We start from the raw sequence: 26561 nt of genomic DNA, 5'->3' as shown, positions 1-26561 counted from the left end.
GGGGTAAAACTGAGTGCGCTCGGAGAAACCGGGTTTCTTTCATAGTTTCTGAACCTACTATTGCTATTAAGTCAAAAAATGCTAAAATTAAAGAATGACTAAATATTTAACTATTAGTGAAGCGCAAGAAAAACTGCCAGAGTTGCCAGACGAGTTGAGCGACGATCTCGCGATCGTCACCAAGAACGGTCAACCTGTGATGGCAGTTATTAGCTACGAGCAGCTGACATCTCTGTGAGAAACACTTAATATTCTTTCTGATTCCGAGTTTGCAAATCGGCTGAAAGAAAGTATAGCCCAAGCAGAAAGAGGAGAAACGATTTCTTGGGACGAAGCTAAAAGAAAATTAGGACTATGACAACTCCAAACCCAAGTAATCCGGAATCCACAATTGAACTGACTCTCTTAGCTTTGGAAATGCTGGCAGAAAGTTCACCTTTTTCCCTAAAATAGGTGTACGGATACATTTAACATCGCACAAATGGCCAATTTACCTACTGAAATAGCCGAAACTATCTGGAATTTGAAACGGCAACTGTTAGACATTATTAATGAAGCAACAGCAGCAGAATCAAATCTTTTTGAACGTTTTGGAGAGACAAGTGAGACTATTCCTTTCCTCGATGAACTAAAAAATGTGGCAGAACGCGCTACCCCCTGGTTTTCTCGTTTATCTAATGCACAGTTACGCATTGCTAACGCTCAACCCTCTATTTCTTCTGATATGCTAGATTTAGTTATGCAGTCAATTGAAACTATTCAAGCAGAAGCTCCTGCACTGGAGCGCAGCATTCAAGAAGTAAAAAGTGAGTGGAACCTACCATGAACGATAAACCAAGCATACCCGATCCAGAAACTTCTAAGCGACTCCTTGCTGACATCCGTCGCCGCAGCTTAGCAATTGAAGCAGCAACGTTACAATTAGAAGAGGTAACTGCTCGGTTGGAACATGATACCAGAGAGCAAAGGTTAAAACGGCTAAAAAACTCTCTCAAAACTCAATCTAACTGAATTATCAAATTGCGATAAAGAGCCTAAAAAGCGGAGTAACAAAATCCAATTAAGTTTATAATTGCTGAAATTGCGCTAACAACCAAGCACCTACTTGCGATAGATTATCATTGCGACTGCGCCGTAAAGCTTCCTCTAGCAAAGAAATGGGCAATCCCAGTAAAATTTCAGATTGAGTAATGCGCCTACTGCCATTATTGGCGAGAATTGCAAAAGCAATAATTTGAGCGTTTTGTACGTCTACTATCCAATATTCAGCAACTTGTAATTCTTCGTAAAGTAATCGTTTCTGACCTATATCGTCAGCTAAACTTGTATCGGCAATTTCAATCGCTAAATCTGGTGGTGGAACGTTATCGAGATTTACTACTGCGCTTCCAGTTGGTGCTAATGGCGATCGCTCTCCAATATAATAAGAGATATCTGGTTGTGCTTCTCTCACACCAGTTTTTCGGTAGCTACAGTTATCAAGTCCGTTAACAGCGATAGCTTTGGCAATGCAGAATAGGCTAACTGCCAAAAAAATAATTCCATGATCTTTGGCGTGATTTGGCCCAACTCCCATAGTTTCAATCCTCATTTGTCCGTTGTGGTAGTAGCACTTGGCTTTTTGATAAGCGGGATTTTCACTTATCTGGATGAATTCATCCCAACTCGCTACTACCCAGGTGTCAGTTGGTAGTTTAGTTTGTAGTGTAGTCATCGTTCACCTCTTTCATCATATTATAGGCCATCGCACTCAATTTTATTCTAAACAAAAAAGAGCGATCGCACCTACTCAAAACAATCGCTTGCTTCAGTACACATCATCGTGAGAACCAAGCGTTAGTAACAAAATTTCTTCTTCATTTGAATCGGGGTTTGTGACGAACTTAAATAGGATACGATTGCTATAATCGATGGAACACGACCATCTATCGGATAAATCCCCTTTGAGTTTATGACTACGCAAGCTAGGGTTAAATGGATCTTCAGCTAACTGTTGCAAAGTTTGTTCTATGGCAGAACGTAATTGGGGATTTTGACGAACTAAACGCTTAAAAGCGCGAATAAATGCTGAACTCCAAACTAAGTTTTTCAATCATCTAACTCCGCTAATAAATCTGAAACTGAACCGCGACGCACATTACCTAAAGCATAATCTCGTTCCGACTCTGCCACTTCTTGCAATAGTTGCTCGCGACGCTGTTGTTTGAGTCGCTTATCGATGATATCGATTAAGATAGCTTGTTCATCGGGAGATAGTGCTTCTACTACTTCAATTGCTTTTTGTAAGGTGGATGTTTTTTCTGTCATGTTCATCGCTGGTATTGGGATAATTTTATTGTAAGCGATCGCACTCACTATTATGATAGAGAAAAAAGAGCGATACGGCTAACGCCACGCTTCGCGAACGCAGTTCATACCACATTTCATCAATATGGCTTAAGATATATTTTAAAGATGTTCGAGCAAAGAATACTTAAGTTATGTCAGATACGACAGTAAAAGATAAAATTCTCAAGGTGGTAGAGGAAATGTCGCCGGACGTTACTTTTGAGGAAGTGATGGAACGCCTTTACTTTTTGTACAAAGTTGAACAAGGTTTAAAGCAAATCGAGACAGGTGATATTATTTCTCATACAGAAGCTAAAAAGCGGATTAAAAAATGGCAATAATAAACTGGAAAACTGAAGCCTTAGCTGATTTGGAAGCAATTGGTGATTTTATTGCGCGAGATGCACCTAGTTTTGCAGAGGTATTTGTAGATAGGGTATTTCAGGCATTAGAAATGTATTCTTTACTATTGAACATTTCCTATACGGTTAAGAGGCCAAAATGTTGCGTATACTTTGCCAATAATACGATCGCGAGGTACAAAACCCCAGTAGTGGCTATCAAAGCTGTTGTTGCGATTATCACCTAACACAAAAAAAGAATCAGGAGGTACAGTCACAGGGCCATATTCATATCTAGCAGGCTCGTCAACATAATTTTCCTGTAGTGGCTGATTGTTAATAAATACCTGCCCACCTTTTACTTCTATCTTTTCACCAGGTAAACCAATTACGCGACTAAGGTGGGCACCAGGTTGGTTTGCTTTCTTCTGCGCCTCAGTAGCTGAAAATATGATAATGTCTTGGCGCGAAGGACTATAAAAATAGTACATAAGCTTGTCTACAATTACCCGGTCGTTACTTTCTAATACTGGTAACATACTACCACCTTGAATGAATCTGAGTTCAAAAACCAATGTTCTAGCTACGACGAAAGACAATAAAGCGATTCCTATTGCCTTAATTGTTGCTAAAATTTTATTTTTTCTGCTACGAATAACATAGCTAACAATGCTGAATAACAATAAAATAGGTATGCCTAGAACCAGTGGCACGTAAATTCTTGGTAGAACAATTATAAAAATAATAGGCAGCAAAAAAAGGCCCCATCCACTCAGAAGTAGATAACTGAGCAAAGGCTCCTTTGCTTCCTTTTTGGGTAAAGTTTTGCTAGGAGTAACTGAAGCTGGTCGAGGGATAGAAGGAACTTTAGCGGGAACAGATTTAAATTCTGATTTTGGTGTCTGTTTTGGCTGCAATGGTGTTTGATAAGCCTCTATTTTAGGAGATTGATTAATTGCTTCTGAAGGTAATGGCACTTCTAACAAGGATAGCCATTTATACATTAACTGGGGACGAGCGCTAGGATCGAATCCCATACCTTTGAGAATGGCCTCATTTACCCTGTTGCTGATTCCCGGATTAAGCTGCTTTGGTAACACTAATGGATCTTTTTTGCTATTTCTGATTTCGTCATCTCTGTCAAAGGCAGATATAGGTGCTTTTCCTGTTAACAAAAAATACAGGGTTGCTGCTAAACCATAAACATCTGTATATGCACCCCGTCTATCTCGTCTGCGATACTGTTCTATTGGCGCATAGCCATTAGAGTATCCTACTGTATGAGTCTGCGTCTGGTCAGGGTTAAATTCCCTGGCAATTCCGAAATCAATCAATACTGCTTCCGAGGAATTGGAGCGCAGTATTATGTTGCGTGGGTTAACATCTCTATGCAACACATTATCTTTGTGAACTTCGCTAAGTGCCTCACCAATCTGGTAAATATATTGCAATGCTTCAGATTCCGGCATAACACCGCGATTGCCAACACGAACCGCCAAAGTTTCCCCAGCAACATATTCCATCACTATGCACCACAGGGATTCCTCTTGGAATACATCGTAAAAACGCACTATATGAGGATGCCTAAATTTCTGTAGCTGTTTCGCTTCTGCTAGGAAATCTTGTAATAGTTTTTCAGATTTAGAGCTATGTTGCGTTCTTTGATGGGGAGTTTTAATCGCAACCAGTTGTCCATTTTCCATCCTGGCTAGATAAGTGATACCACAGCCGCCTGTTCCTAGCTCGCCTTCGATAATGTACTTACCATTCTGTAACTTTTGCCCTTTTGCCCAAACCATAATCAAATACCATTAGATAAATGCACTAATTTTGAAATAGCGATTTTATCGAGTACACTACACCTCTACTTTTGTGGAACCGGAGTTTCAGACGGTGCAACCTGAGAATTTGGTGTAGCAGTTGGTGACGGTTTTGGCGAAGGCTGAAACAATCGCTCCATCACAGGCATCCATGAGGGAATTGCTGCTATGAGTCCTATTACTACACTTACGAGTGTTGCCACTGCTGCCACTTTATTCCAATCTGGCGGCGAGGATTTATCTACTGATTTTGGCACTGAGCTAGAAGCAACGCTCGGTAATTCTAATAAATTTAACCATGCCTGCATATTCTGAGGACGAGCATCGGGGTCTAGCTTCATTCCGTCGATAATGGCTTGGTTGACGCGATCGCTAATTTGAGGATTAATATCTTTTGGTGGAATTAAGCTAATATTGGACAACTTGCGATCTCTCGCACTGGTGGGCAATTTTCCAGTTAATAAAACATATAGTGTCGCTGCCAGAGAATAAACATCAGTATATGGCCCCCGTTTAGCCGTTCGAGAGTACAGTTCTGGCGCAGAAAAACCCTCTGCCATCTCCTCCGGGCGAGTTTGGGTAAGTTCGTGGTCAAATTCTCGTGCTAGCCCAAAATCAATCAGCACAGCTTCCGACTTCCCATTGCGGACTCGCACCATAATATTGGCTGGCTTGATATCCCGATGGATCAAACCTTGACTGTGAACTACTGTCAACGCTTCACCAATTTGTTTGATGTAGTGCAGTGCATCTTCCTCTGGTAATTTATTATGAGCGCGGCTAGCTAAATCAATCCCATCAACGTACTCCATAGGGATACACCGCAGCCCGCCCTCTTGGAATGGTTCCTCCACCTGCACAATATTAGGATGCCTGCACCTCGCCAACTTAAATGCTTCCCGAACAAAATTTTCTTGCCATCTATCAAAATCTTGGCCAGTCAGTATCTCATCGTTTAGTGTCTTAATTACAACGCCCTCGCTGTTCCTATCCCTAGCCAGATAGGTAATGCCAAAGCGACCACGCCCCAACTCTTTCTCGATGGTGTACTTGCCGCCCTGCAACTGCTGTCCTGGTTTGAATGCCATTGCCCACGCTTCCGAAACGCTTGTATTTATTTTGGCACAGCGATGGGAAATACCTCTAAGGTGCGATGCGAGTTTCCCGTCTGTCTCTGATAAAAATGCGATCGCACTTATCAAATTACCTGAATGCGATCGCATCTTCGCCACTCAATTCCCTACGGAATCCAATCTACTCTATCGATCCACTCTTGGGCTTCATATATCTCCCAAAGCAGGTAAATACTTTCTGCTAGTTTACCTATTGAAGTGCCTGAACGTACCCAAACTAACCCCCAAATTTGCTTGCCCTCTGCCCAATGTAATTCTAAGTGTCCCGGCATTGACTTGCGGTTATCTGTAACTAAGAGTCTTTGGGATAAATCCAGATAGCTTAGTATCTCTGGATCGAGGGTTCCAAACATTGGTGCATTTGGATCTCCCACACACAAAATATCTATGCTATGGTTAAGACGCAAAACAGCCATCTTAATCTGTTTGGATAAGTTTTCATCAAGCAGAAAACGTATTTTCACTAAATATTTACCTGCTCTTTAGCTCTTTGTGCTTGGATTGCTCTCAAACGCTGCATCAAGGGAGAAGGATTCTTTAACGCTTCTTGATAGCGTTGTTCCCGCCAATCATTCAATCGCTTCATGTAGGCATCTATCTCTTCTTTATGTTGCTGGTAGTAGGCGATCGTTGCATTAACTTTCTCTAAGTTCAATGACGGGAAATGTTCTAATATTTCCTCTGGTGAACATCCTTGCAGATAATAATCAATCACATTATCGATGCCAATGCGATGACCTTTGATGCGGATGTCATCGGGATCTAAAAATTCAAAGTAATCCTCTAGTTGCATTGCACTACCTCTTTATTTTTTATTTACTATTATAAATATCTTACCTCAATTTTTCAATTGCCGTTTTGCGCTAATAGCAAACGCCACATTAAGAGTAATAGTAATACTAATTTAAGCGAAATTCATCCGACTTAAAAAAGCACGCAGGCGATCGCTCTTTGGTTGGGTAATAACTTCCCTCGCCGATCCTTCTTCTGCGACGAGACCTTTATCCATAAATATGACTCGATGCGCTACATCGCGGGCAAACTGCATTTCGTGGGTAACTACCACCATTGTCATTCCTTCCTGTGCCAATTGCTGCATGACTAACAGCACTTCTCCTACTAATTCGGGATCGAGGGCGCTGGTGGGTTCGTCGAATAATATGATTTGCGGATTCATACACAAACTGCGGGCGATCGCAACTCGTTGTTTTTGTCCGCCAGACAGTTGTTCTGGATAAACTTCGGCTTTCTGCGCCAACCCAACTTTTTCTAAATAAAATCTTGCCTGTTCTTCACTTTCAGAGCGAGATTTTCCCAAGACTTGACGCGGAGCTAAAGTTAAGTTTTCCAGTACACTTAAATGAGGAAATAAATTGAACTGTTGAAAAACCATACCAACTTGCGATCGCAGTCTGCGTAATTGGGTTTGGCTAATTTTGGCATGGGACAAATCCATCCCATTCACCACCAGACGCCCGCCGTTAATTGTCTCCAAGCGGTTGAAACAACGCAGGAGCGTACTTTTCCCGCAACCGCTCGATCCAATCACCGCCACCACTTCGCCGCGATTGATAGAACCGCTAATTCCTTGCAAAACCTTAAGAGATCCGAAATTTTTCTCAACATTCTCAAATGCGATCGCTGGGGTATAATCCTGCATAACTGAGTTTAGTATATTTCTACTTAGTTTATTTTAAGGTATCGCCAATGCACAGATTATTTCAATTTCGTAAGCTCGGCTGGGCTTTGCTTCTCAGCTTGTTTTTGTCAGTTTTATGCTTTTCCCTTTTCATCGGCAGTCCCGCCAAAGCCCAAAAAACCCTTATAATTGCCACAGAACCAGCTTTTCCGCCCTTTGAGTTTCAGGGAAGCAATGGAGAGTTAGTGGGTTTTGATATTGATTTACTCAAAGAAATTGGCAAAGCTGCTGGCTTCCAAGTGCAATTTCAAAGTATGCAATTTGACGGTATTATCCCCGCATTGCAGGCGAAAACAGTAGATGCGGCGGTGAGTGGAATTACTATTACCGCCGAACGTCAACAAGCGGTAGATTTTTCGCGACCTTATTTCAAAGCTGGGTTAGCGATCGCAGTTAAATCAGACAACCAAGATATCACGTCTTTAGAAAGTCTGCAAAACAAGCGCGTAGCCGTGCAAATCGGTACTACTGGCGCTTTAGAAGCTAAGAAAATCCTCGGTGCTAAAATTCGTACTTTCGATAACGCGCCTTTATCTCTTCAAGAATTGCTCAACGGTAATGTAGATGCGGTCATCAACGATGCGCCAGTTACTCTCTATGCCATCAAAGAAAACAATCTCAAAGGACTAAAAATTACATCTCAATTGCTTACAGAAGAATACTACGGTATCCCCACCGCTAAAGGTTCCCCGAATCTAGATGATATCAACAGGGGATTGACAGTTATCCTAAATAATGGCACTTACGAACAAATTTATCGCAAATGGTTTAACGCCCAACCACCCCAACTGCCCGAAAGCACAAGTATCGATAAATCGACCAATTCCGTTAATGCTATTACCATCATTTTAAGCGCTATTCCCACATTATTGAAGGGAGTGTTAGTAACCTTATATCTAACCATATTGTGCGGCATTTTGGGAATGATCGCCGGTTCGTTGATTGGCATTGCTCGCCTCTCTCCAGCAACTCCATTGCGTTGGGCAACCATAGCGTATATAGACTTTTTAAGGGGTACGCCGTTGCTGGTACAAATTCTGATGATTTACTTTGGCATACCTGCTTTATTGCAAGGCTTTGGTATTCAATTTAGTTTGAGTCCTTTTGTCGCCGCAGTAATGGCGCTGAGTCTTAATAGCGCTGCTTATATTGCTGAGATTGTTCGAGGCGGTATCCAATCTATTGAAAAAGGACAAACAGAAGCCGCCCAATCGCTTGGTTTGGGAGCGGTAGAAACTATGCGTTATGTGATTTTTCCCCAAGCATTGCGGCGGATGTTGCCACCCCTAGCAAATGAGTTTATCACCTTACTTAAAGATACTAGCTTGGCATCGGTAATTGGTTATCAAGAGCTATTGCAAGAGGGCAGGTTGATTATCGCAAATAATTATCGTTCTTTTGAAATTTTTGCCACTGTTGCTGTAATTTATCTGGCGTTGACATTGCTATCAGCGCGTGCTTTTGGTTTCCTGGAAACTTGGATGAATCCGGTTAATAAGTCTCTGAAGAGGGGTTAGTTGAGAAATTGTAGGTTGGGTTGAGAGATATCGAAACCCAACTTGTGCTTAGATAGAGTTGGGTTTCCTAACGTCAACCCAACCTACGGAACTTGTGCTTAGATAGAGTTGGGTTTCCTAACGTCAACCCAACCTACGGAATTACTGATTGGAATTTATTATGAGCGAAACACCAATTTTACCCGATCCACAAAAAGTTAAGCAGACAATTGAAGCTGCCCATCGCGCTTGTCAGGATATGGAGTTGGCAGGTTTGGAATTACAAGAAGTAATTGAGTTGTTAGAAAAAAATATTCGAGAGCAGCGTTTGAGGCGATTAAGACAAGTTTCTTAGGTATTGTAGGTTAGGTTGAGAGATATCGAAACCAAAATTTTGCTTAGATGGGTGTTGGGTTTCCTAACGTCAACCCAACCTACGGGATTGACTACGGAATTGACGTTGCTAATATCATGTCATCTAAATTTTCTTCCCCCACTCCCCCACTCCCCCGCTCTCTAGTTACCCAACCGCTGCTTCAAATCCCGAATCGCTGCACTTGTATTGCGTTCATAGGCAACTTGAAGACATTGGGTAATAACATCCTGAAGGTTAATGTTGGGAAAATATCGGCTTTTATCTACCTCGATATATTCATCACCCTGTAACTGATAAACCAATAGCTTTTTGTTGCGAAATAACCAAACTTCAGGCACTCGATATGGCAGATAATCATTCACATCGGAATAACTCGTCACATCAATTTCCAATACCAGATCGGGTGGCGGATCGTTCGCCCAGTCAATTCGTTCCTTGCCTGAAACCGCCTGCCAATTGTCAATATAAAAGCAATAATCTGGTTCGATGCCACTTTCCTCTGGGAGTTGTATTGTTACGGGTGTAAAAGAGTCATACTCACGTCCTGCAAGATCTAGAAGAACTTTGATGATGTCCGCAATCAAACTGGCATCTCGTCCATGTTTGGGTAATGGTGACATTAATAAGACTTCTCCAGAACGATATTTGATACGAGGAATGGAGCCATCACCCCGCTGCTGACACAGTGCTTGATATTCTTGCCAGGTGGCGATCGATCGCACTACCGTTCCGGCTGAGAGGTGAAGTTTTTCGGGTGATACAACGGCAAACATACCCAACTCCCGTATAGTAATATCAGATCATTCTAACAAAACTACAGAACTACTATTTTAGATTTCAAAATTGAATCCCATTTGTTTGAGTTGAAGATATTTTTGTTCGTCAAATTGATAAAGTCTGGCGGCTCGATGAGATACATCTTTCTGAGTTTCATCGAGTTGGACTAACAAATTCATGTTGAGGATTTTTTTGCGAAAATTGCGTTTATCTAACTCGGTTCCTAAGATAATTTCATAAAGCCTTTGCAACTGAGTAAGGGTAAATTTTTTGGGCAACAATTCAAATCCAATTGGTTGATAGCGAACTTTGCCTTTCAAGCGAGTTAAAGCTACCTCGAAAATGCGCGAATGGTCAAAGGCTAATGGCGGTAATTGGGTGACGGGAAACCAAGCGGCTTCGCTGGCGTCTGTGGTCGCGTTGAGAGAATGTTCCCACGAGTTTACCAGCGCGTAGTAGGCGACGGTGACGATGCGATCGCGCGGGTCTCGCCCCACATCCCCAAATGTGTACAATTGCTCCAAATATACCGAATCTATCCCCGTTTCCTCCCGCAATTCCCGCCTCGCGGCTTCTTCCAACGATTCATCCATGCGGACAAACCCCCCTGGTAGGGCCCACATACCCAGGAAAGGCGGAAGGTTCCTCTGAATCAGCATCAACTGAAGCTGCATCGATTCTTTGTCTAAACCAAAAATCGCGCAATCCACGGTCAGCGCGGGTCTGGGGAATTCGTAGCTATAAGACATTTCGATTTGTTTCAATTTGTAAAGGGGGTTGACATCGTGTTTTTTGTACACTAAGTTAGTGTATAGATAACACTAACAGCCATGCAAGAGCAATTTGAATTAGCGGCTGGTTCTGTAAAAGGTACAGAACATCAGCGGCTTGGCAAAAACAACCAAGATGGATATTACAGTATCAATTCACAAGGTACGAACTTAATTGCTGTTGTTTGCGATGGGTGTGGTAGCGGTCAGCACAGCGAAGTGGGAGCAAAAATTGGGGCGAGGTTGCTGGTAGAAACCATACGCCGTTCTTTGCCATATCGCGAAGGATTTTGGCAAGATATCCACTCTAAAGTGCTGATGCAATTGAGAAATCTCGCCCAAGGATTTGGCGATAATTTAACTGACATCGTAAATGATTATTTTCTGTTTACAGTTGTCGGAACATTAATCGTACCAGAAGCAGCGTTTATCTTTGCCATAGGAGATGGAATATTTACGATTAACGGTGAAGTAGTGCAGTTGGGGCCATATGCCAACAATGCACCACCTTATCTAGGATACGGTATTTTAGATGAGGTAAATCAAAGTTGGCAATTTCAAGTACATCGCACTCTACCTATGAGCGAAGTGGAATCGATTTTAATCGGTACAGATGGGGTTGGCGATCTGATTAAATCTGCATCGATCGACTTGCCAGGAAAGTCAGAAAGGGTGGGAGAAATTAGCCAATTTTGGACAGAAGATCGCTATTTTAGCAATTCTGACAATATCCGACGCAGGTTATCCCTAATTAATCGCGAAGTAAATTATCCCAACTGGTCAGAACGCAGCCTAGTTAAACAAGGAGGCTTATTACCAGATGACACAACCTTACTCGTAATTCGACGAAAAAAACTTCTTCCAAATCCGTAGATGTAGAATTTGCATTTATCTGCGTTCATCTGCGTACATCTGCGGTAAAAAATCTTTAAAACTTACCTTTCAGCAAATGGATGTCTACATCAACAACAAAAAAATCCGTCTCAAGCCTAACAAAGCGATCGGCAAAGGCGGCGAAGCAGATGTGTACAATATTGGCAACGGTAAAGCGCTAAAGCTATTTAAGCAAGCGAATCATCCCGATTATCAGAATAATTCCCAGCAACAACGCACAGCACAAGAACGCTTAGACGAACATCAGTTTAAGTTGCGTTTGTTTCCTAACAACTTGCCGAAGCGAGTTATTTGTCCGCAAGAGTTGGTAACTGATGCGCTGGGAATGAAAATTTTGGGCTACACAATGGAAATGGTTGCCGGTGCGGAAGTTTTATTGAAATATAGCGATCGCACCTTTCGCCAAGCGGGAATTGCCAACCAAATTGTTGTCGAAATATTCCGAGATTTACATACAACTGTTGCAGGTATTCATCAAGCAGGAGTGGTAATTGGCGATTTCAACGATTTGAATGTTTTAATTAAGCAGAAAGAAGCTTACTTAATTGATGCTGATTCTTTCCAGTTTGTCTCGTTTCCCTGTCGGGTATTTACGACTCGATTTGTCGATCCGCTGCTGTGCGATCGCCAATCTTTAAAACCCGACCTAGTTGAAAATTACTCAACCGATTCGGATTGGTATGCTTTCAGCGTTATGCTCATGCAGTCCCTCCTATTTGTTGACCCTTATGGCGGCGTTTACCGACCGAAAGACCCGTCTAAACGGATTCCTCACGAAGCGCGATCGCTACAGGGAATTAGCATATTTAATCCAGAAGTCAAGTATCCCAAACCAGCCATACCTTACAAAGTTTTACCAGATGATTTACTGCATTATTTTTATCAAGTATTTGAACAAGATAAGAGAGGTGAATTTGCGCGATCGATCCTCGACGACCTACAATGGACAACCTGCATTAACTGCGGCGCAGAACACGCCAGAAATACCTGTCCCAACTGTAGTCAAACAATCCCAGCACCTTCGCTTCCCAAACCGATCGTCGTTCGAGGTACAGTCACAGCCACGCGAATTTTTGGCACAGAAGGGATTATTTTATTTACCGCATTGTCAGGAGATAAATTATGTTGGTTATACTATGAAAAAGGAGAATTTAAACGCGAAGACGGTACAGTTGTTCTCAGCGGTGACTTAGACCCGCACTTGCAATTTCGCATTCAAGGTAAATCCACTTTAATCGGCAAACAAGGGCAAGTCATCACCCTAACACCCGGTAAATCTCCGACTCGTTTAGCTGTAGAAACCTTTGATGTAAATGAAACTAACCGTTACTGGACATACGGCGGTCAACTATTGCGAGATGGTCAGTTAAGTTCGGAATATATTGGCGATGTCTTAGCCGAACAAACTCGCTTTTGGGTTGGTTCTCACTTCGGTTTTGGCTTCTACCGTGCGGGTAATTTGAATGTTGCCTTTGTCTTCGATGCCAACAAACGCGGCATTAACGATACGGTCAAAATTCCTTCATTTACCGGACAGTTAATAGATGCTAATTGCACTTTTACTGCTGACCGTTGCTGGTTCTTTATTTCCACTCAAGAACAAGGTCAAACTATCAATTATGTTTACATTATTCGTCCCGATGGTTCGATTGAAGCATCTGCGATGGCTAAAGCTGGAGATAATTCCTGGCTTTCTACATTGCACGGAAAGTTTGCGGCTGGCAACTTTTTACTAGCAGCTACGGACGATGGCATTGTCCGCGTTGCACCGCAAAACGGTCAAATTGTCCAAACTAAAGAATTCCCAGATACAGAACCTTTCGTTGATGCTAATAGTCAACTATTTGCCAGTCAGCAAGGACTGTATGTTGTGAAAGCGCAGCAAATTTTGATGCTGAAGATTACCTGAAGTTTCTTTTTCCAATATCTACAATCTTGAATTACTATGAGTACGCAAACAACCAAACAATTACCGATTCCTCCCCACTTCGATGCCAAAAAAGTTGGAGAAGTCTGGCGCGTTTTGTACGAAGAGCGATCGCACGATGCTCAAGCTTGGGCGAAAAAGCACAACATTGCACCCGCAGCTAAAGATAAAACTCGCATTTGTTTGATGGTAATCGATGCCCAAAATACCTTTTGCATTCCCAAATTTGAATTATTTGTTGGGGGTCGTTCGGGTACGGGTGCGGTTGATGATAACGTGCGTTTGTGCGAATTTATCTATCGCAACTTGGGTTTAATTACGACGATTTATCCGACAATGGATACCCACACGGCGATGCAAATTTTCCATTCGCTGTTTTGGGTGAACGATGCAGGCGAACATCCAGCGCCGATGACGATTATCTCTTTAGATGAAGTGCAAAAAGGCGTTTGGAAAGTGAATCCTGCGATCGCACACAGCGTAGCGGGTGGCAATTACCTGGGATTGATGCGCCACGCCTCCCATTACGTCGATAAACTCAGCGACGGCGGCAAATATCCCTTGATTATTTGGCCTTATCATGCCATGTTGGGCGGAATAGGTCACGCCTTAGTTTCATCTGTGGAAGAAGCGCTATTTTTCCATGCGATCGCCCGCAACAGCCAAACTGGATTTGAAATCAAAGGCGGAAATCCCCTGACTGAGAACTATTCTGTCTTGCGTCCGGAAGTTTTAGAAGGTGCGGATGGACGACCGATCGCACAGAAAAACGCTCGTTTCATTCAGAAATTACTCGAATTCGATGCTGTCATTATTGCAGGTCAAGCAAAAAGTCACTGCGTCGCCTGGACAATTGACGATTTGCTAACCGAAATTGTGGCGCAAGATCCCAATTTGGCGAAGAAAGTTTATCTGTTAGAAGATTGCACTTCACCTGTCGTCGTTCCGGGAGTAATCGACTTTACAGATCCAGCAGACGCAGCCTTCAAACGCTTTGCCGATGCGGGAATGCACATAGTCAAATCAACCCAGCCGATCGAAACTTGGGCCGATATTACGCTTTGAAGTTTAACCGCAGATAAACGCAGATGAACGCAGATATTTTGCTTTCATCTGGGACGAATGCTAAAGAAACCCGGTTTCTATGCCAAATCGGGGTTTGCACACCTAAAACCGAGAAAGAAACCGGGTTTCTACGCTGATAGCGCGTCAGTATTTTCATCTGTGTTTATCTGTGTTCATCTGTCGTTCTTTTATCTTCATCATCCCTAATTAATATGAGCCAAACACCCAATCTCAACAACCTTTTTCAAACAGCGCAAGAAGAAGGATTGCTTTCTTCTGCATCCTTACAAGCATTAAACGTAATTGACATCGGTAGCCAAATCCAAGCTGGATTGGGAGTAAGTGTAGATGATGTCATGGCGAGCGAAGTTGTACTCCTAACCATCATGCCCGATGATTCCGGTTCTATTGCGTATTCTGGCAATACTCAAGCGGCGCGAGACGGTCATAATGCCGTACTCGACGCTCTCAAAAATTCCAAACAGCGAGACAACATTTTAGCTCACAATCGCTATCTCAACGGTCATATTTTGTATCCTTACTGTCCGATCGATCGAGCGGTGCGGATGGATGCGGGTAACTACCAACCCGACGGGAGTACTCCTTTATATGACCAAACTGTTGTTTTGCTGGGAACTGTTTTAGCTAAGTCTCAGGAATTTGCAGATAACGGCGTTCCCGTTCGCACTATCACTTTAATTATTACTGATGGTGCTGACGAACATTCTACAAAAGCTACTGCCAAAAATGTTGCTGCCATTGTTAAAGATATGTTGATGGCAGAAAACCATATTATCGCGGCAATGGGTATTGACAATGGCAGCACAAATTTCCGCAAAGTGTTCCAAGAAATGGGATTGCGGGATGAGTGGATATTGACGCCAAGTAACAGCACTTCCGAAATTCGTCAGGCTTTTCAAATTTTTTCCCAGTCTGCGGTGCGTGCTAGTGTTGGCGCTGCAAATTTCAGTCAAGCAGCATTGGGTGGTTTTGGCAGTCCTTGAGGTCACCCGATTTTAGATTTTGGATTTTGGATTGGCTCCGCGTTGAATATTGTAAAGACGTTTCATGAAACGTCTCTACAATATTCGGAAAATTTTTTTGATAATTCCCCTTGAAATGGGAGGCTTGAAACCTTTTTTTCGGTCAATCATTAAACGTAAGGTAGACTCCTTCGCAGTAGAGAATATTTACAGGCACAGCGCTCCCCCAAGTAAACGGTAAGTTTCGTCCTCACCGATTATGTCGCTCACAGCCTCAGAATGGGTGGTAAAGATAAACTGACAATTTTGGCTTATCTTGGGAATTTGGCGGACTAATAACTGTGCCGCTGGTGGGTGAAGATTGAGGTCAATTTCATCAATTAATACAACTGAGCGAGCAATTTGTTGCCGGACAAATTCATAGAGTATAGGAAATACCGATTGTTCACCTGCTGACATTTCTACAATGTCGTAGGTGCGGTGTCCGTCATTAATTAAAAAGTAATAATCTTCTGGTGTTGCTGAATCAATTCCGGGCATAGGTTCTACCCCGGCAAAGGATCGTCCCGGAAAGATTCTCTTGTAAAGATTCTCTAATTGCATCAAGTAGTCAATGGGATAGCTATGAGTAAGCTGGGCAAATTTCCAGCCATTAAGATACTTACGCAAGCGAGCTACACCCAATTCAAAGGAAACTCTACCAAATCCTGATTTTTCCGATCCATATCCATTTTCTTCTATAGGCTGATTTGAGCCGAGATTGCGAAATTGGTCAAACCAGAAAATGCCTGGAAGTTTTGCAAATTCGGAACGAACAGATGGATCGGTTTTCAATAACTGTCGGGCGTAGTAGCGCCCCCAAAACTGAAAATATTCTGGACTATTTCTGGCGCGACATCTTTCCCCATCTAGGATTAGTTGGACAGAATTGCTATCGCCTGGTTCGACTCCGAAGCGTTCTGGCTGTGTATCCAACCATCTTCTAGCTACAGCTTGTGTGGCTTCAATTTCTTCATCTTCAAACGATACTTCTAGTTCAATGTGTGGATGTCCCCAGCGCTGGTAGCGACCGGGAAGAAACCCTAACCAATCAAATTCAGATACACTCTGAATTTGTCTGGTTGCTAGGGCTAGTGGAAGTGCGATCGCTTGCCGCAGAGTTGTCTTGCCAGTGCCGTTATCTCCAACTACCAGAAATCGTTTGCTAACGTCGTTGAGGCTTTGGTTTTTGAACGAAACTTCAAGATGGTCAAATCGTTTGAAGTTTTTAATCAGAATAGACTCGACTTTCATCTGCCTTTCCCCGTAGGTGGAGCTATTTAAGATTACAAATTAGTGGAAATTGCTTGCACCGGACAAGTGGGGATGCACTGTTCGCAGACAATGCAGCGCGATCGCGTGAACATCAGCTTAAATGTCTGCGGTTCCAAAGTTAGGGCTTCCGTGGGACAAACGCCTGTACACAAACCGCAGTGGACGCACACATCTTCATCGATCAAAATTTCGCGGCTGGCTAAAGAAACGGTGATGTCTTGCGATCGCATCCATTCGATCGCTGCATCCAACGCATCAATATCGCCCGACAGTTCTACCACCAGCTTACCAACTTGATTGGGCGCAACCTGAGCGCGGATAATATTGGCAGCCACGTTAAAATCTCTAGCCAGTCGATAAGCTACTGGCATCTGGATGGCGCGTTTGGGAAAAATCAGCGTTACTCGTTTTTTCATACTTACCTTTTAATTATTAATCGACACAAAGACTATCTTCGGCTGGATTTTTATACACCTCTTTTCTGCTCACTTCGCGGATATTACCCGCAGACGTTACCAAGACATTTACCACCGAAATCGGATGAGGGCCACAGCCAAATACTCGTTTTTCGTACAAATTTATTAAATAACCTTGCGGGGTTTTAACGACATTAGTATCTTCTATTTTATCCACAAAGTATTCATAACTTGGGTTGGCTTGTTGTCCGTAGTAAGCCTGGAGATTTTTTACAGCTAGGGCATAGCTCAAAGCTTCTTCAGTCGATTCGATCGGGGCAAATAGTTTTTTGAACTCGGCAAGATTTTTGACAAGCTGAAATTTACCATTTCTAAATACAATATAGCGAATGTAGTTGGGAAGTAACCCACCCGTGCGGTAGAAATAATCCGCTGGGGCTGGTAGCGATCGCGACGGTGTGAGCTTGCAAAATAGCAAGGGAAGCGGTGGTTTTAGTCCGCCCAGCAAATCGTCAGGTTTGCTTAATCGGTTGCATCCAAAGGCTAGCACCGGCGCTTGTGGAGCGCAATCGAGAGCATCATACTCGTCAATGCTGCAACCAGCTTCTAGAAAGGGATTTATATTCATCTCCAGTTGTGGTTTTGGGTAATTAACTACTTCCGGTAGCGGCTGTGAAGCTGCTAAAAGCAAGCTCCCACCGCAAAGTAAAATCACAAACCGATAAAAATTGAGTAGCACGATCGTCTCTGCCTAGTTCAGTTACATTAAAATTAGCGTGTAATTGTTTTGTTGTAAAAGATAACCGATGAATAGCAATTCAACTAACCCACCGATAACATCTCCGGAAAACACAGAATCGACTCTAGGGAAGCGCGTCAGAAATTTATTGATTGTATTAGCAGCGATCGCTCTCACCGTTGCCCTATTTTTTGGCTCGCGCACCGAGACAGACACGGCTACCCTCACCACTTTAGCGGAAAATTCTACACCTCTGGAGGTAGCTCTCAGCAACGGTAAACCAAGCCTAGTGGAGTTTTATGCCAATTGGTGTGGCACCTGTCAGCTGATGGCTAAGGATATGGGCGAACTCCAACAAGAGTACGCCGCTAAAGTAAACTTCGTGATGCTGAATGTGGATAACAGCAAGTGGTTACCAGAAATCGAACGTTACCGTGTGGATGGAATTCCTCATTTTGTGTTTTTTGGCAAAGATGGGAATGCGATCGCGCAAGCAATTGGCGAACAACCGCGCACCGTCATGGCGGCAAACTTAGAAGCCTTAGCTGCTGGCGAAGCAGTACCCTATGCTAGAGCTACCGGACAAATTTCCAAGTTTAACGCACCCGTAACACGGAAAGCTGGATCGGACGACCCGCGACTGCATGGCTCTCAAGTCGTGAATTAACAAAATTTAATTGAAAGAAAGCAAAGCATCTTTGACGTTGACATCATTACAGCCGATCGCTCTCAGGGAGCCAGGAAAGAGAGCGATCGCACTTGCGTGAAGTACGCATATATAGTGATTTCAATCACAGCGTATGGCTGACATTATCACATTTTTACCAAAGCTTTAATCACCAAATAGCAATTATCAGCCGCCTACAATATTCTGTAAATAAAGAAGGAGTGTGTCAAATGACTAAACCTTGTGACAAACCCTTGAAACAGAACCCGTTTCTAACCTATAGAGACCCAGAAACGGGCAAATGGATAGTTAGCAAGTCTGCCCCCCTACAAGCGACGACTGTAGCCGCTTGAATAACGTCACATCACTTTATCAAGAGGGCATAACTTTGGCACTCTTAGATATGTGTGTGGTTGATTTATATCAACTACTATTATTGAAATACGGCAGTTTTTTGAGCGAGCTTAAAGTTTAGCGAAAAAATTATAGCGCTTGCCAATTTTATAGGGTACTTATACAGCATTTACTTATATCAACCATTTTTTATCCCTTCTTGTAGAGACGTTGCAGGCAACGTCTCTACAACGTTTCATCCCAAATCTGGGTCTGCTACCGCCTTTTTCAGCCTCAATATTACTCCCACTCCCCCAACAATAACGGGGGTTATTCTCAGCAAAGGAGAAGGAAAGGGAGAATTTGTTTTCCCTAGCCTGTATGCCATATCGACAATTTAGTATGTGATTTCGCTCACAGCTTTTATTAAAAGTAGGTCACAGAGATCGATTGCTCCTACTCACGATGAGATGTTATTAACTATCACATTTAGTTAGTTGACTCAATCACTCTCAGCCACAGGAATTTAAACGATATTAAAAGCATAGAGTTCAACTAATAACGATGCAAGTCCAACTCCTCCCCAACGCAATTTCCGAATTATTCGCTCAAGTCAGCGCATCCGGTCGTCTAACTTTGGCAGACCGCTATGGATTGATGGCAGCGATGTTAGATGAATCCCTTGAAGAGGAACAAAGAAGCGCGATCGATCGCCTGATTCGCGCTCTTTATAAAGGACGAATTGTTGTTGTAGATGAACTTTCTACAATTATGTAAACCCATATTCGCCTGGAGGCTAACGTTATTCTACGAATTTTATAAGAGCGTGATTAAATATATCGATAAATATTTAGCTTTTTGTCCCAATTCTCTACCAAAAAGCAATATAATAGTCCGGATCTATTGGGCAAAGCGTGTGTTAAATTAAAAGCATACAATCTCTCTCTCGCCCGGACAGCGATACTAGCTGAACGGGCTTTTTGTTGGAGTACATTTTGCACCGCCCAATAAAAAACCCCTCTTCGGAGGGGCATCATCAGGGTGCATCTATTTGATTTAATCTTAATCTCCCTGACTGGCTGAGCGTCTCACACATCCGGGTGAAATTGCGACAGATGGAGGACTGGGCAAGTCAAAAGTCTACAGGCAATCTTGACATACTCACCGGGCTGAAGCCACGGTGATTCTTTACGCTTCATCAGGTTTTGCTACCTTTCGTAGTCTGACAATCCCTCGACGTACATTTAAGGTCGTGCCGATGCCCCATGCCGACCATTTCTATATTTAGTGTTAGATAAATACTACTAGATTAGGAGCTTGTGTTAAAAGGACGGCTCCACTAGCAATAACAGTAAATGCCTCTAGCTCGCACACTCTCTTTAGAAAAATTTGAGTTCTTCTATGTGCTGATTTTTTTTCTCAATTTGTGCCAACAAGGAGCCACACACTAAATCGCACAGTTCAAACAGGAAGGGATTAGAAATTTCATAGTAGACGCTGACTCCCACCTGCGTGCGAGTCACTATCCCCGCTTGAGCTAACAGCTTCAAATGCTTGGAGACATTAGCTTGCCCTAAGCCGGTTTCTTCGATAATTTGCGTAACGTTTTTTGGCCCAGTTTTGAGACAGCAGACTATTTGCAATCGACTGACTTCTGATAACACCTTGAAAAAGTCTGCTACGTAGGCTAAAGCATCTGGGGATAGTTTTGACATTTGGCGCTCTTGGGAGGGTGCGGCGGATTGCGATCGCTTTTTCAAGGAATTGCTAGGCATAGAGAAGTACTTGGGGTTAATAATGTTTTTGTAATTTTATGACTTATTCATTATATTACTACATAGAACTTAGCAGCCTGCACCTTTGCCTCAGCATCGTAAATAAACCAAAGATAATTTGCAGGCTGGGCAGTACCAGATCTGTGTTCGAGAGCTACAGCTATGTTGGTGCGTACTGCCCACCTACGTTTAATTCTGGAAAAATTAGCTAAACCCACCAAGGCGTTTCCCCAGTTCGGGGGTCTATTTCCGCCCAATGAGATATCCAAATGCTATTGTCTTTAACAGCAACGCGAACCAATTTGAGAGGGAGAGGAGCTGGCCCTCTGACTACAGAACCATCAGAACTATAGCGCGAACCGTGGCAGGGACATTGAAATTGTCGATCGATTGCGTTCCAAGGAAAGGTGCAACCCAAATGAGTGCAGTTATTCACAATTCCCACGCTGTCGAGAGTGCCGTCAGGTTTAACAGTTAAGTAAGTCGGTTCCCCAGCTAACCCGGCAACTAAAGCGCGAGTGTCGGCAGGTTCTGCTAAAATTTGGCTGGCCGGAATGGGATTACCCAATATATCTTTAGCAAGGATAGCTCCACCTTCACCGCTTTCTGCTGGTGGGATAAAGTATTTTCCAACAGGATATAATGCGGCGGAAGCAGTAGTGGCGATAACAGCACCAGTCATAAAATTGAGTAACTGGCGGCGAGACATTGAAGGACTTTCTAGGGGAAAGCTGTTTTCCATTTTTTATGCTCCTGAATTTTTGATGGTTGTGTGAACGGATACCGAACAAGCGTCGATACTCAAAACCTCGAACAAAGTGCTTGAAGCAAGCACCAATGAGGTCATGTCTAAACCGACACAACAGCTTGTACTTTGGTGAATATTGAAAGTTGTGTTCTATGGGATGGCGAAGAGTAGGCAACCCCATAGAGCGTTTCCAGCTAGTTAGGAAAATTTACAACGCTTATTAAATTATATAACTATATAGTGAATCAGTCAATATACGCGGAAGAATAACCTCCCCGATACGGGGAGGGCTGCTTGACTTTCCGAACTTTCTAGAGCGCCAGTCCACTAGAATAAATTGACAAAAACAATGAAATATGTATTGTGTAGGGGCGAAGCAAGAGGGCGACAGTCGATCGCCAGAAGCAACAATTTTTATGTCCTCTTGCTTCGCCCTGCCGAGGTTTATATACAAATACACATCTTATTTCTTTTGTCAACCTCTTTTACTGGACTGGCGCTCTAGAAAATCATCTGCGGTTGAATCAACTGATAACCGGCTGTTTTGAGCTTTTGATTCGACACTCGTGCGTTATAAGGGCGGGCGCTTTTCTGGGAAACATCCCATGTCACTGGGGGTAAATTGTGCTGCGTAAACAAGCGATCGAGCAGTTCTCGACTGGGCAGATGTGCATCATCTACTAAGTTGTAAATACCTTGCAGTTGGTGCTTTCTGGCAAATTCGATCGCCCCCACAATATCATCGAGATGAATCCAATTTGTGATATCATCGCCATTACCCGGACGGGTTGTACCTGGGACTCGTCCAAATATCTTTAGCAGTTCCCTACCTGGCCCATAAATTCCGCCCAATCTGAGGATACAAACGCTCGTGTTTCGATCGGATGCAGATAGCAGCACTTGCTCAGTTTCAGCGAGAATTTCACCATTTTGATTAGCAGGTGCAAGGGGTGATGATTCATCTACCCATTCCCCACTTTTGTCACCGTAAACCGAATAACTCCCGGTATAAATAAGCTGACGCACAGTGGGAGTTTCTTTGAGTGCGGAGACTATGGTTTTGGCGGTGTGCAGATAAGTTTCTTCATACAGATTCGCGCTTTTAGGACCGACGCTTAAAAGCACAACTTCCACATCTTGCAGCACCAATTTGAGATTCTCTGCATCATTACCGTTGACTACGGCGACTTTTTGGGCTACCTCTTCCAGTTTTGCCACTCGATCGGAAGTGGTTGTGGTTGCGGTGACAAATAAACCCAATTCTTGACGCCAGTAACGGGCTACAGCATAACCCACATAACCGCAACCAACGATCGCAACGCGCATGACTATTTTTGTCCTCTATTATTTGGCTAATTCCCGCTCAATTGCTGCGATCGATTCCGGTGCGTCTGGCTTGACGCTGCTGCGGAAACGCGCTACTATTTCTCCTTGCTTGCTGACAAGGAATTTCTCAAAGTTCCAGGAAACATCTCCAGGTGGGTTAACTGCTTTCGTGAGTCGATCGTAAAGCGGATGCTTCTTATCTCCAATCGCGTTAACTTTGTCGAACATTTCAAATGTGACGCCGTAATTTTTCGTACAAAAGCTCATAATTTCGGCGTTGCTACCGGGTTCCTGCGCCCCAAAATCGTTACAAGGAAATCCCAGAATGCGTAGTCCGGATTGTTTGTATTTTTGATTTAGTTTTTCCAGTTCCGCATATTGGGGTGTGTAGCCGCAGTAGGAAGCTACGTTGACTATGAGCAGGACGTTTCCCGCGTAATCGCCGAGTTTCTTGTCGGTACCGTCGATCGTCTTTACCGCTATGTCTGAGATTGTATTGTTCATTTTTGATATCCTCCTGGGGCATTTTACCACAGGTTAGTTAGGAGTTACGCAAAAATCGCAACTACTTTTTCAAAGTGGGATTGGCGGGGATTTTAGGTATTTTTTGATATATAAAAGCCCGGATTTAGTGAGATTGTTATGTTAAATTAGGAAAGGGTGTGAGTCTCTACACAAGAAGTTTTGTCTAATTAAGAGAGTGCAAGAAATGAATTGCAACGAGTACTTTTTAAAACTTTTGTCCCGGCGAGATTACAGCGCTTACGAGCTGTACAGGAAAGGGAAAGAAAAGGGGTTTGATGAAAGTGCGATCGCAGATGCTATCCAGGAACTGCAAGAAAAAGATTACCAGTCGGATACTCGCTTAGTCGTCAGCTTAATTGCTTCATCTCAAGGCAAATACGGGAAAGCCGCTATCAAGCGTAAATGCTTGGAAAAAGGAATTCCTACTGATGTGTTTGAGCAAGTATGGCAGTCAGAAGTCGAAGAAACAGAAGATGGGGAAACAGGCGATTTGGCGCAGTTGAAAGCTAAGGCAATGCGGAAATACCACATTGATGATTTTCACAAGATCGATCCGAAAACTAAAGCGAAATTGCTCAATTATCTAAACTACAGAGGTTTTAATGGTTTTGACGTTTTGCGGCAGTGGCAGCAGGAAGAGGTATAGCAAAAGTCAAAAGTCAAAAGTCAAATGCTTGCTGTGAATTGGATCTGGCGTTTTAGGATGCCATAACCGCCCTGGCGGTTGCGATAAAACCGATTATCGCAGCGAATTTTGGATAATAACTTCCCCTGTCTTTAGTATTTAATCCGATTCGTACATCTGTTTGTGTTTTTCTAGAAGCTGGAGATATTTCTCGGTTGTTTTGGCCAGCATCCATTTCTGTTTAAAAATTGCGGCTGACTCGGCTTTTACGGAATCGGGTTCATTTGGCAAGATGTTTTTTCTGGCTTGAAGTTGTGCTGCTGGGGAAGTTTCTTTTTGCGGGTTTTGCTTGTATTTTCGACCGCTTTTGTGATTGGCGTATCGGCGCGATCGCGTGTAACCCATTTGTAGAAATTTCCGCGCCATATCTGCACCGACAAAATCATCACGATCGAGATAGTCTAAAAACATCTGGTAGATTTTGTCGGCAGACTCCCTAGCAATATCGGGCGTTTTGAATCGCCAGTGAGGTAGAATTTCTCCTTTGTACGGTTCTACCAAAAGTACTCCTTGCTCACCTTTGCCAACTCGATAAAGTTCGGGGGAAGCGCGAAAGTCGATGTTTTTAAAGTCCAAGGTGTAATCAAATGGCTTCATCAGGTTGATTAAAATTAGTTGTTTCTGGGAGTGGATGGGTGCTTTTTCGATCGCAGCACCTTCACTTTCAGTTTACGCACCCAGAGAAAACCCAGCATACATCCTATTGCATAAAACAGAAAATCCTCCCACACAAAGGAATAGCCCAGAAACAGACGCCCAAACAAAGTGGCTCGGATCGCTTGTAAAAAAGGGGGTTTCCACAACTGGAGGAATTCGATCGCACTATTAAAAATGAAAACCCCCAATGCAGTCCAAACCGGCTCAGCTTTTGGCCAGACGAAACTCAGCAGCAGAATCAAAAATATTTGGTATAAAAAATCTCCACAATAATTGTTAAGCCACTCCTGTCCCGGCCCAGAATAGAATTCACAGGTCAAACCCAACACAAAGATGGGGATGATGCTAAGCAGGAGAGCGACTCGATAGTTAAAAAAGGGATGTTTGCGGTCAAATGGGGATGTCATGCTAAGCTAATGTCATTTATTTCCCCCTACACCGGGAGGATGTTAAGATACGGACACATCTACCGAAGCAAGCCTAGCACAGAGGAAGTCGGCATCGTGGTGTAAAATTTGTCGTAATTCGATCGTAGTGTTTTAGTCCGAGCAGTTTTTTTGACTGCCAGCGTTTGTACAAACTCAATTGCCACATGGATACATATTTAATTCATTTTGTCTACTACGCATCCTTTGAACATAAAAACAATGGCGCACCTGATGAAGATAAAGAGTGGATAAAATCCTACAAGATTATTCCCAGAGTAGGAGATTGCGTTTTGAAAGAGGGAGAATGGTTCCAGGTTGAGAGAATTTTCCTTTATCAATCACACGCGAAAGGTATCGATGCGCTGGCTCAATGCTCGTTTTATAGCAGCGATACGGAATAACCCGAACTACAGCGTTTTGTAGTTGCAAAGTCGAGGCTTACGCCACCAGTCGATCGGCAATTAGCTATGTTAAAAAATCGGTGGCTTCTGGTATCAGTCGCCTTCTGTGTGAGTTTTGTTCTTAGCCTGCTTTTGAGCCAAGGTATCAAAGCAGCATTTCTGGCAGCTTTAATAGCTGTACCCGCTAGCTATTGTGGAACGATCGCCGTAAACTGGCAGCAGAGAATACGGCGAAAACGTGTTGTCACCGCTCTAGAGGTAGAAATTCGCCAGTTGGAAAATTGGGGAGTGCAGCTGTACGATTACCTGGAATTGATGGCAGCAGAACAGGAGAGGACAGAGATTCAAATAAGTTTTTTGAAAAGGCAATTGAATCATCTGTACGTGCAAACGGGAGAACAACAAAAGTACAAACAGCAGCTCGATCGCGAATTAGTTTATCTGAGCGAACAAAGACGGCTTCTGGAAGAAGAGGTTCACCAATGGGAGACGCAACTTTACCATCTGGAACAACAGAAAGAAGAGTTGGATTTGAGTTTGCGATCGCTACTGGCAGAAAAACACAAAATAGAAAGCGATCTCCAACATTTACAACTACAAACAGTCGCACCGCAAACCGAAACAACCCAGACAGAAACCGACGCCAAACCATCTGCAACAATCCCTGACGAATGGACAGACTTTGTGGCACAATTGACAAACTCAGAACTTCAGGTACTCAAAGCAATAGTAGAGTTAGAAAATCCCAACGCAGAAATCAAAAAAATTGCCGAATCCTACATAACCATGCCAGAATTGTTAATTGATGCCATCAACGAACGCGCTATAGCTACAATTGGCGATATAATTATCGAACAAGGCTCGCTTTTTCCTGTAATTCCCGAAACCGAGTACTTGGCAAACATTAGGGAAATACTCAAACTGAAGGAATAAAGATT

At 43.1% G+C, this 26561-nt stretch carries 34 protein-coding genes and 1 pseudogene; 16 read left to right on the top strand and 19 right to left on the bottom strand.

Annotated elements, in window-relative coordinates:
- Positions 1–94: 94 nt before the first annotated feature.
- The 3 genes from ACE1CD_RS34000 (at position 95) to ACE1CD_RS33990 (ending at position 1011) form a co-directional block, all read left to right on the top strand.
- Positions 95–238 carry a type II toxin-antitoxin system Phd/YefM family antitoxin gene (locus tag ACE1CD_RS34000; protein ID WP_374797657.1) on the top strand — a complete coding sequence of 48 codons (144 nt, stop codon included), beginning with the start codon at positions 95–97 and terminating at the stop codon, positions 236–238.
- 243 nt (positions 239–481) lie between these two features.
- A complete protein-coding gene (locus ACE1CD_RS33995) occupies positions 482–826 on the top strand; it encodes a hypothetical protein (protein WP_374827584.1) in 345 nt (114 codons plus the stop codon).
- On the top strand, positions 823–1011 hold the full coding sequence (locus ACE1CD_RS33990) for a hypothetical protein (protein WP_374797653.1): 189 nt from the start codon (positions 823–825) through the stop codon (positions 1009–1011). The genes ACE1CD_RS33995 and ACE1CD_RS33990 overlap by 4 nt, the downstream gene beginning before the upstream one ends.
- 55 nt (positions 1012–1066) lie before the next feature.
- Here ACE1CD_RS33990 and ACE1CD_RS33985 read toward each other — a convergent pair whose 3' ends face one another.
- The 3 genes from ACE1CD_RS33985 to ACE1CD_RS33975 form a co-directional block, all read right to left on the bottom strand.
- Positions 1067–1714 (bottom strand): Uma2 family endonuclease, encoded by a 648-nt coding sequence (locus tag ACE1CD_RS33985; protein ID WP_374827582.1) that lies wholly within the window; start codon positions 1712–1714, stop codon positions 1067–1069.
- Positions 1715–1807: 93 nt separating this feature from the next.
- Positions 1808–2092, bottom strand: a complete 285-nt coding sequence (locus ACE1CD_RS33980; RefSeq protein WP_374797649.1) for a type II toxin-antitoxin system YafQ family toxin — start codon at positions 2090–2092, stop codon at positions 1808–1810.
- Positions 2089–2313: a hypothetical protein gene (locus tag ACE1CD_RS33975; protein WP_374797647.1), complete on the bottom strand. Its 225-nt coding sequence runs from the start codon at positions 2311–2313 to the stop codon at positions 2089–2091. Before ACE1CD_RS33975 ends, ACE1CD_RS33980 begins: the two co-directional genes overlap by 4 nt.
- Before the next feature lie 167 nt (positions 2314–2480).
- Between ACE1CD_RS33975 and ACE1CD_RS33970 the strand changes: the two genes are divergently transcribed.
- Together ACE1CD_RS33970 and ACE1CD_RS33965 are read left to right on the top strand one after the other, a co-directional pair.
- Entirely contained in the window at positions 2481–2669 is a 189-nt protein-coding gene (locus ACE1CD_RS33970) for a hypothetical protein (RefSeq protein WP_374827580.1), read from the top strand.
- A pseudogene (locus ACE1CD_RS33965) lies at positions 2660–2773 on the top strand (type II toxin-antitoxin system RelE/ParE family toxin); the annotation flags it as partial. The gene ACE1CD_RS33970 and the pseudogene ACE1CD_RS33965, both read left to right, overlap by 10 nt.
- Before the next feature lie 21 nt (positions 2774–2794).
- On the opposite strand, the gene lepB reads toward ACE1CD_RS33965, so the two are convergent.
- From lepB to ACE1CD_RS33940, 5 genes are all read right to left on the bottom strand, one after another.
- Positions 2795–4468 (bottom strand): signal peptidase I, encoded by a 1674-nt coding sequence (gene lepB / locus ACE1CD_RS33960; protein ID WP_374827579.1) that lies wholly within the window; start codon positions 4466–4468, stop codon positions 2795–2797.
- Between the two features lie 65 nt (positions 4469–4533).
- Positions 4534–5712 carry a serine/threonine protein kinase gene (locus tag ACE1CD_RS33955; RefSeq protein WP_374827578.1) on the bottom strand — a complete coding sequence of 393 codons (1179 nt, stop codon included), beginning with the start codon at positions 5710–5712 and terminating at the stop codon, positions 4534–4536.
- 17 nt (positions 5713–5729) lie between these two features.
- Positions 5730–6086: a hypothetical protein gene (locus ACE1CD_RS33950; protein ID WP_374827577.1), complete on the bottom strand. Its 357-nt coding sequence runs from the start codon at positions 6084–6086 to the stop codon at positions 5730–5732.
- Positions 6086–6415: a DUF433 domain-containing protein gene (locus ACE1CD_RS33945; RefSeq protein ID WP_374827576.1), complete on the bottom strand. Its 330-nt coding sequence runs from the start codon at positions 6413–6415 to the stop codon at positions 6086–6088. Before ACE1CD_RS33945 ends, ACE1CD_RS33950 begins: the two co-directional genes overlap by 1 nt.
- A 111-nt stretch (positions 6416–6526) precedes the next feature.
- On the bottom strand, positions 6527–7282 hold the full coding sequence (locus tag ACE1CD_RS33940) for an amino acid ABC transporter ATP-binding protein (RefSeq protein WP_374827575.1): 756 nt from the start codon (positions 7280–7282) through the stop codon (positions 6527–6529).
- 47 nt (positions 7283–7329) lie between these two features.
- Between ACE1CD_RS33940 and ACE1CD_RS33935 the strand changes: the two genes are divergently transcribed.
- Together ACE1CD_RS33935 and ACE1CD_RS33930 are read left to right on the top strand one after the other, a co-directional pair.
- Entirely contained in the window at positions 7330–8838 is a 1509-nt protein-coding gene (locus ACE1CD_RS33935) for an ABC transporter permease subunit (RefSeq protein ID WP_374827574.1), read from the top strand.
- A gap of 160 nt (positions 8839–8998) precedes the next feature.
- On the top strand, positions 8999–9172 hold the full coding sequence (locus tag ACE1CD_RS33930) for a hypothetical protein (protein ID WP_374827573.1): 174 nt from the start codon (positions 8999–9001) through the stop codon (positions 9170–9172).
- Between the two features lie 161 nt (positions 9173–9333).
- Here ACE1CD_RS33930 and ACE1CD_RS33925 read toward each other — a convergent pair whose 3' ends face one another.
- Together ACE1CD_RS33925 and ACE1CD_RS33920 are read right to left on the bottom strand one after the other, a co-directional pair.
- Complete coding sequence (locus ACE1CD_RS33925) at positions 9334–9966, bottom strand: Uma2 family endonuclease (protein WP_374827572.1); 633 nt, start codon at positions 9964–9966, stop codon at positions 9334–9336.
- 57 nt (positions 9967–10023) lie between these two features.
- Positions 10024–10719 carry an NUDIX domain-containing protein gene (locus ACE1CD_RS33920; protein WP_374827571.1) on the bottom strand — a complete coding sequence of 232 codons (696 nt, stop codon included), beginning with the start codon at positions 10717–10719 and terminating at the stop codon, positions 10024–10026.
- Between the two features lie 81 nt (positions 10720–10800).
- On the opposite strand from ACE1CD_RS33920, the gene ACE1CD_RS33915 reads away from it, so the two are divergent.
- The 4 genes from ACE1CD_RS33915 to ACE1CD_RS33900 all read left to right on the top strand — a co-directional run bounded on the left by ACE1CD_RS33915 (position 10801) and on the right by ACE1CD_RS33900 (position 15630).
- Entirely contained in the window at positions 10801–11613 is an 813-nt protein-coding gene (locus tag ACE1CD_RS33915; protein ID WP_374827570.1) for a protein phosphatase 2C domain-containing protein, read from the top strand.
- Between the two features lie 76 nt (positions 11614–11689).
- Entirely contained in the window at positions 11690–13543 is a 1854-nt protein-coding gene (locus tag ACE1CD_RS33910) for a hypothetical protein (RefSeq protein ID WP_374827569.1), read from the top strand.
- 36 nt (positions 13544–13579) lie between these two features.
- Complete coding sequence (locus tag ACE1CD_RS33905; protein WP_374827568.1) at positions 13580–14626, top strand: isochorismatase; 1047 nt, start codon at positions 13580–13582, stop codon at positions 14624–14626.
- 212 nt (positions 14627–14838) lie between these two features.
- Complete coding sequence (locus ACE1CD_RS33900; RefSeq protein WP_374827567.1) at positions 14839–15630, top strand: hypothetical protein; 792 nt, start codon at positions 14839–14841, stop codon at positions 15628–15630.
- A gap of 186 nt (positions 15631–15816) precedes the next feature.
- On the opposite strand, the gene ACE1CD_RS33895 is transcribed toward ACE1CD_RS33900, so the two are convergent.
- The 3 genes from ACE1CD_RS33895 to ACE1CD_RS33885 are packed head-to-tail and all read right to left on the bottom strand — an operon-like array spanning position 15817 to position 18078.
- Positions 15817–16902, bottom strand: a complete 1086-nt coding sequence (locus tag ACE1CD_RS33895; protein WP_374827566.1) for an AAA family ATPase — start codon at positions 16900–16902, stop codon at positions 15817–15819.
- A gap of 32 nt (positions 16903–16934) precedes the next feature.
- Positions 16935–17339, bottom strand: a complete 405-nt coding sequence (locus ACE1CD_RS33890) for an NIL domain-containing protein (protein ID WP_190469916.1) — start codon at positions 17337–17339, stop codon at positions 16935–16937.
- Positions 17340–17355: 16 nt separating this feature from the next.
- On the bottom strand, positions 17356–18078 hold the full coding sequence (locus tag ACE1CD_RS33885) for a hypothetical protein (protein ID WP_374827564.1): 723 nt from the start codon (positions 18076–18078) through the stop codon (positions 17356–17358).
- Positions 18079–18145: 67 nt separating this feature from the next.
- On the opposite strand from ACE1CD_RS33885, the gene ACE1CD_RS33880 reads away from it, so the two are divergent.
- Positions 18146–18745: a thioredoxin family protein gene (locus tag ACE1CD_RS33880; RefSeq protein ID WP_374827563.1), complete on the top strand. Its 600-nt coding sequence runs from the start codon at positions 18146–18148 to the stop codon at positions 18743–18745.
- Positions 18746–19642: 897 nt separating this feature from the next.
- On the top strand, positions 19643–19855 hold the full coding sequence (locus ACE1CD_RS33875) for a hypothetical protein (RefSeq protein ID WP_374797625.1): 213 nt from the start codon (positions 19643–19645) through the stop codon (positions 19853–19855).
- 602 nt (positions 19856–20457) lie between these two features.
- Here the strand turns inward: ACE1CD_RS33875 and ACE1CD_RS33870 are convergent.
- The 4 genes from ACE1CD_RS33870 to ACE1CD_RS33855 form a co-directional block, all read right to left on the bottom strand.
- Positions 20458–20853: an ArsR/SmtB family transcription factor gene (locus tag ACE1CD_RS33870; protein WP_374797623.1), complete on the bottom strand. Its 396-nt coding sequence runs from the start codon at positions 20851–20853 to the stop codon at positions 20458–20460.
- A gap of 208 nt (positions 20854–21061) precedes the next feature.
- The gene (gene petC / locus ACE1CD_RS33865; RefSeq protein ID WP_374827562.1) at positions 21062–21595 is read right to left on the bottom strand and encodes a cytochrome b6-f complex iron-sulfur subunit; all 534 of its coding nucleotides are present in this window, start codon (positions 21593–21595) and stop codon (positions 21062–21064) included.
- Between the two features lie 507 nt (positions 21596–22102).
- Complete coding sequence (locus ACE1CD_RS33860) at positions 22103–22927, bottom strand: SDR family oxidoreductase (RefSeq protein WP_374827561.1); 825 nt, start codon at positions 22925–22927, stop codon at positions 22103–22105.
- A gap of 18 nt (positions 22928–22945) precedes the next feature.
- Positions 22946–23431, bottom strand: coding sequence for a glutathione peroxidase (locus tag ACE1CD_RS33855; RefSeq protein WP_374797617.1), 486 nt, complete (start codon positions 23429–23431; stop codon positions 22946–22948).
- A gap of 205 nt (positions 23432–23636) precedes the next feature.
- Here ACE1CD_RS33855 and ACE1CD_RS33850 point away from each other — a divergent pair, with 205 nt between their 5' ends.
- Positions 23637–24098 carry a regulatory protein RecX gene (locus ACE1CD_RS33850; RefSeq protein ID WP_374827560.1) on the top strand — a complete coding sequence of 154 codons (462 nt, stop codon included), beginning with the start codon at positions 23637–23639 and terminating at the stop codon, positions 24096–24098.
- A gap of 138 nt (positions 24099–24236) precedes the next feature.
- Here ACE1CD_RS33850 and ACE1CD_RS33845 read toward each other — a convergent pair whose 3' ends face one another.
- Both ACE1CD_RS33845 and ACE1CD_RS33840 read right to left on the bottom strand, forming a co-directional pair.
- Positions 24237–24734, bottom strand: coding sequence for a DUF4385 domain-containing protein (locus ACE1CD_RS33845; RefSeq protein WP_374827559.1), 498 nt, complete (start codon positions 24732–24734; stop codon positions 24237–24239).
- 14 nt (positions 24735–24748) lie between these two features.
- On the bottom strand, positions 24749–25201 hold the full coding sequence (locus tag ACE1CD_RS33840) for a DUF2809 domain-containing protein (protein ID WP_374827558.1): 453 nt from the start codon (positions 25199–25201) through the stop codon (positions 24749–24751).
- Positions 25202–25386: 185 nt separating this feature from the next.
- Here ACE1CD_RS33840 and ACE1CD_RS33835 point away from each other — a divergent pair, with 185 nt between their 5' ends.
- Together ACE1CD_RS33835 and ACE1CD_RS33830 are read left to right on the top strand one after the other, a co-directional pair.
- A complete protein-coding gene (locus tag ACE1CD_RS33835) occupies positions 25387–25623 on the top strand; it encodes a hypothetical protein (RefSeq protein ID WP_374827557.1) in 237 nt (78 codons plus the stop codon).
- A gap of 66 nt (positions 25624–25689) precedes the next feature.
- Complete coding sequence (locus ACE1CD_RS33830) at positions 25690–26556, top strand: tellurite resistance TerB C-terminal domain-containing protein (protein ID WP_374827556.1); 867 nt, start codon at positions 25690–25692, stop codon at positions 26554–26556.
- Positions 26557–26561: the final 5 nt, after the last annotated feature.

This window comes from Aerosakkonema sp. BLCC-F183, from assembly GCF_041929145.1.
In the GTDB taxonomy this organism is placed as follows: Bacteria; Cyanobacteriota; Cyanobacteriia; order Cyanobacteriales; family Aerosakkonemataceae; genus Aerosakkonema.
This window is presented reverse-complemented; position numbering and strand designations above follow the sequence as displayed.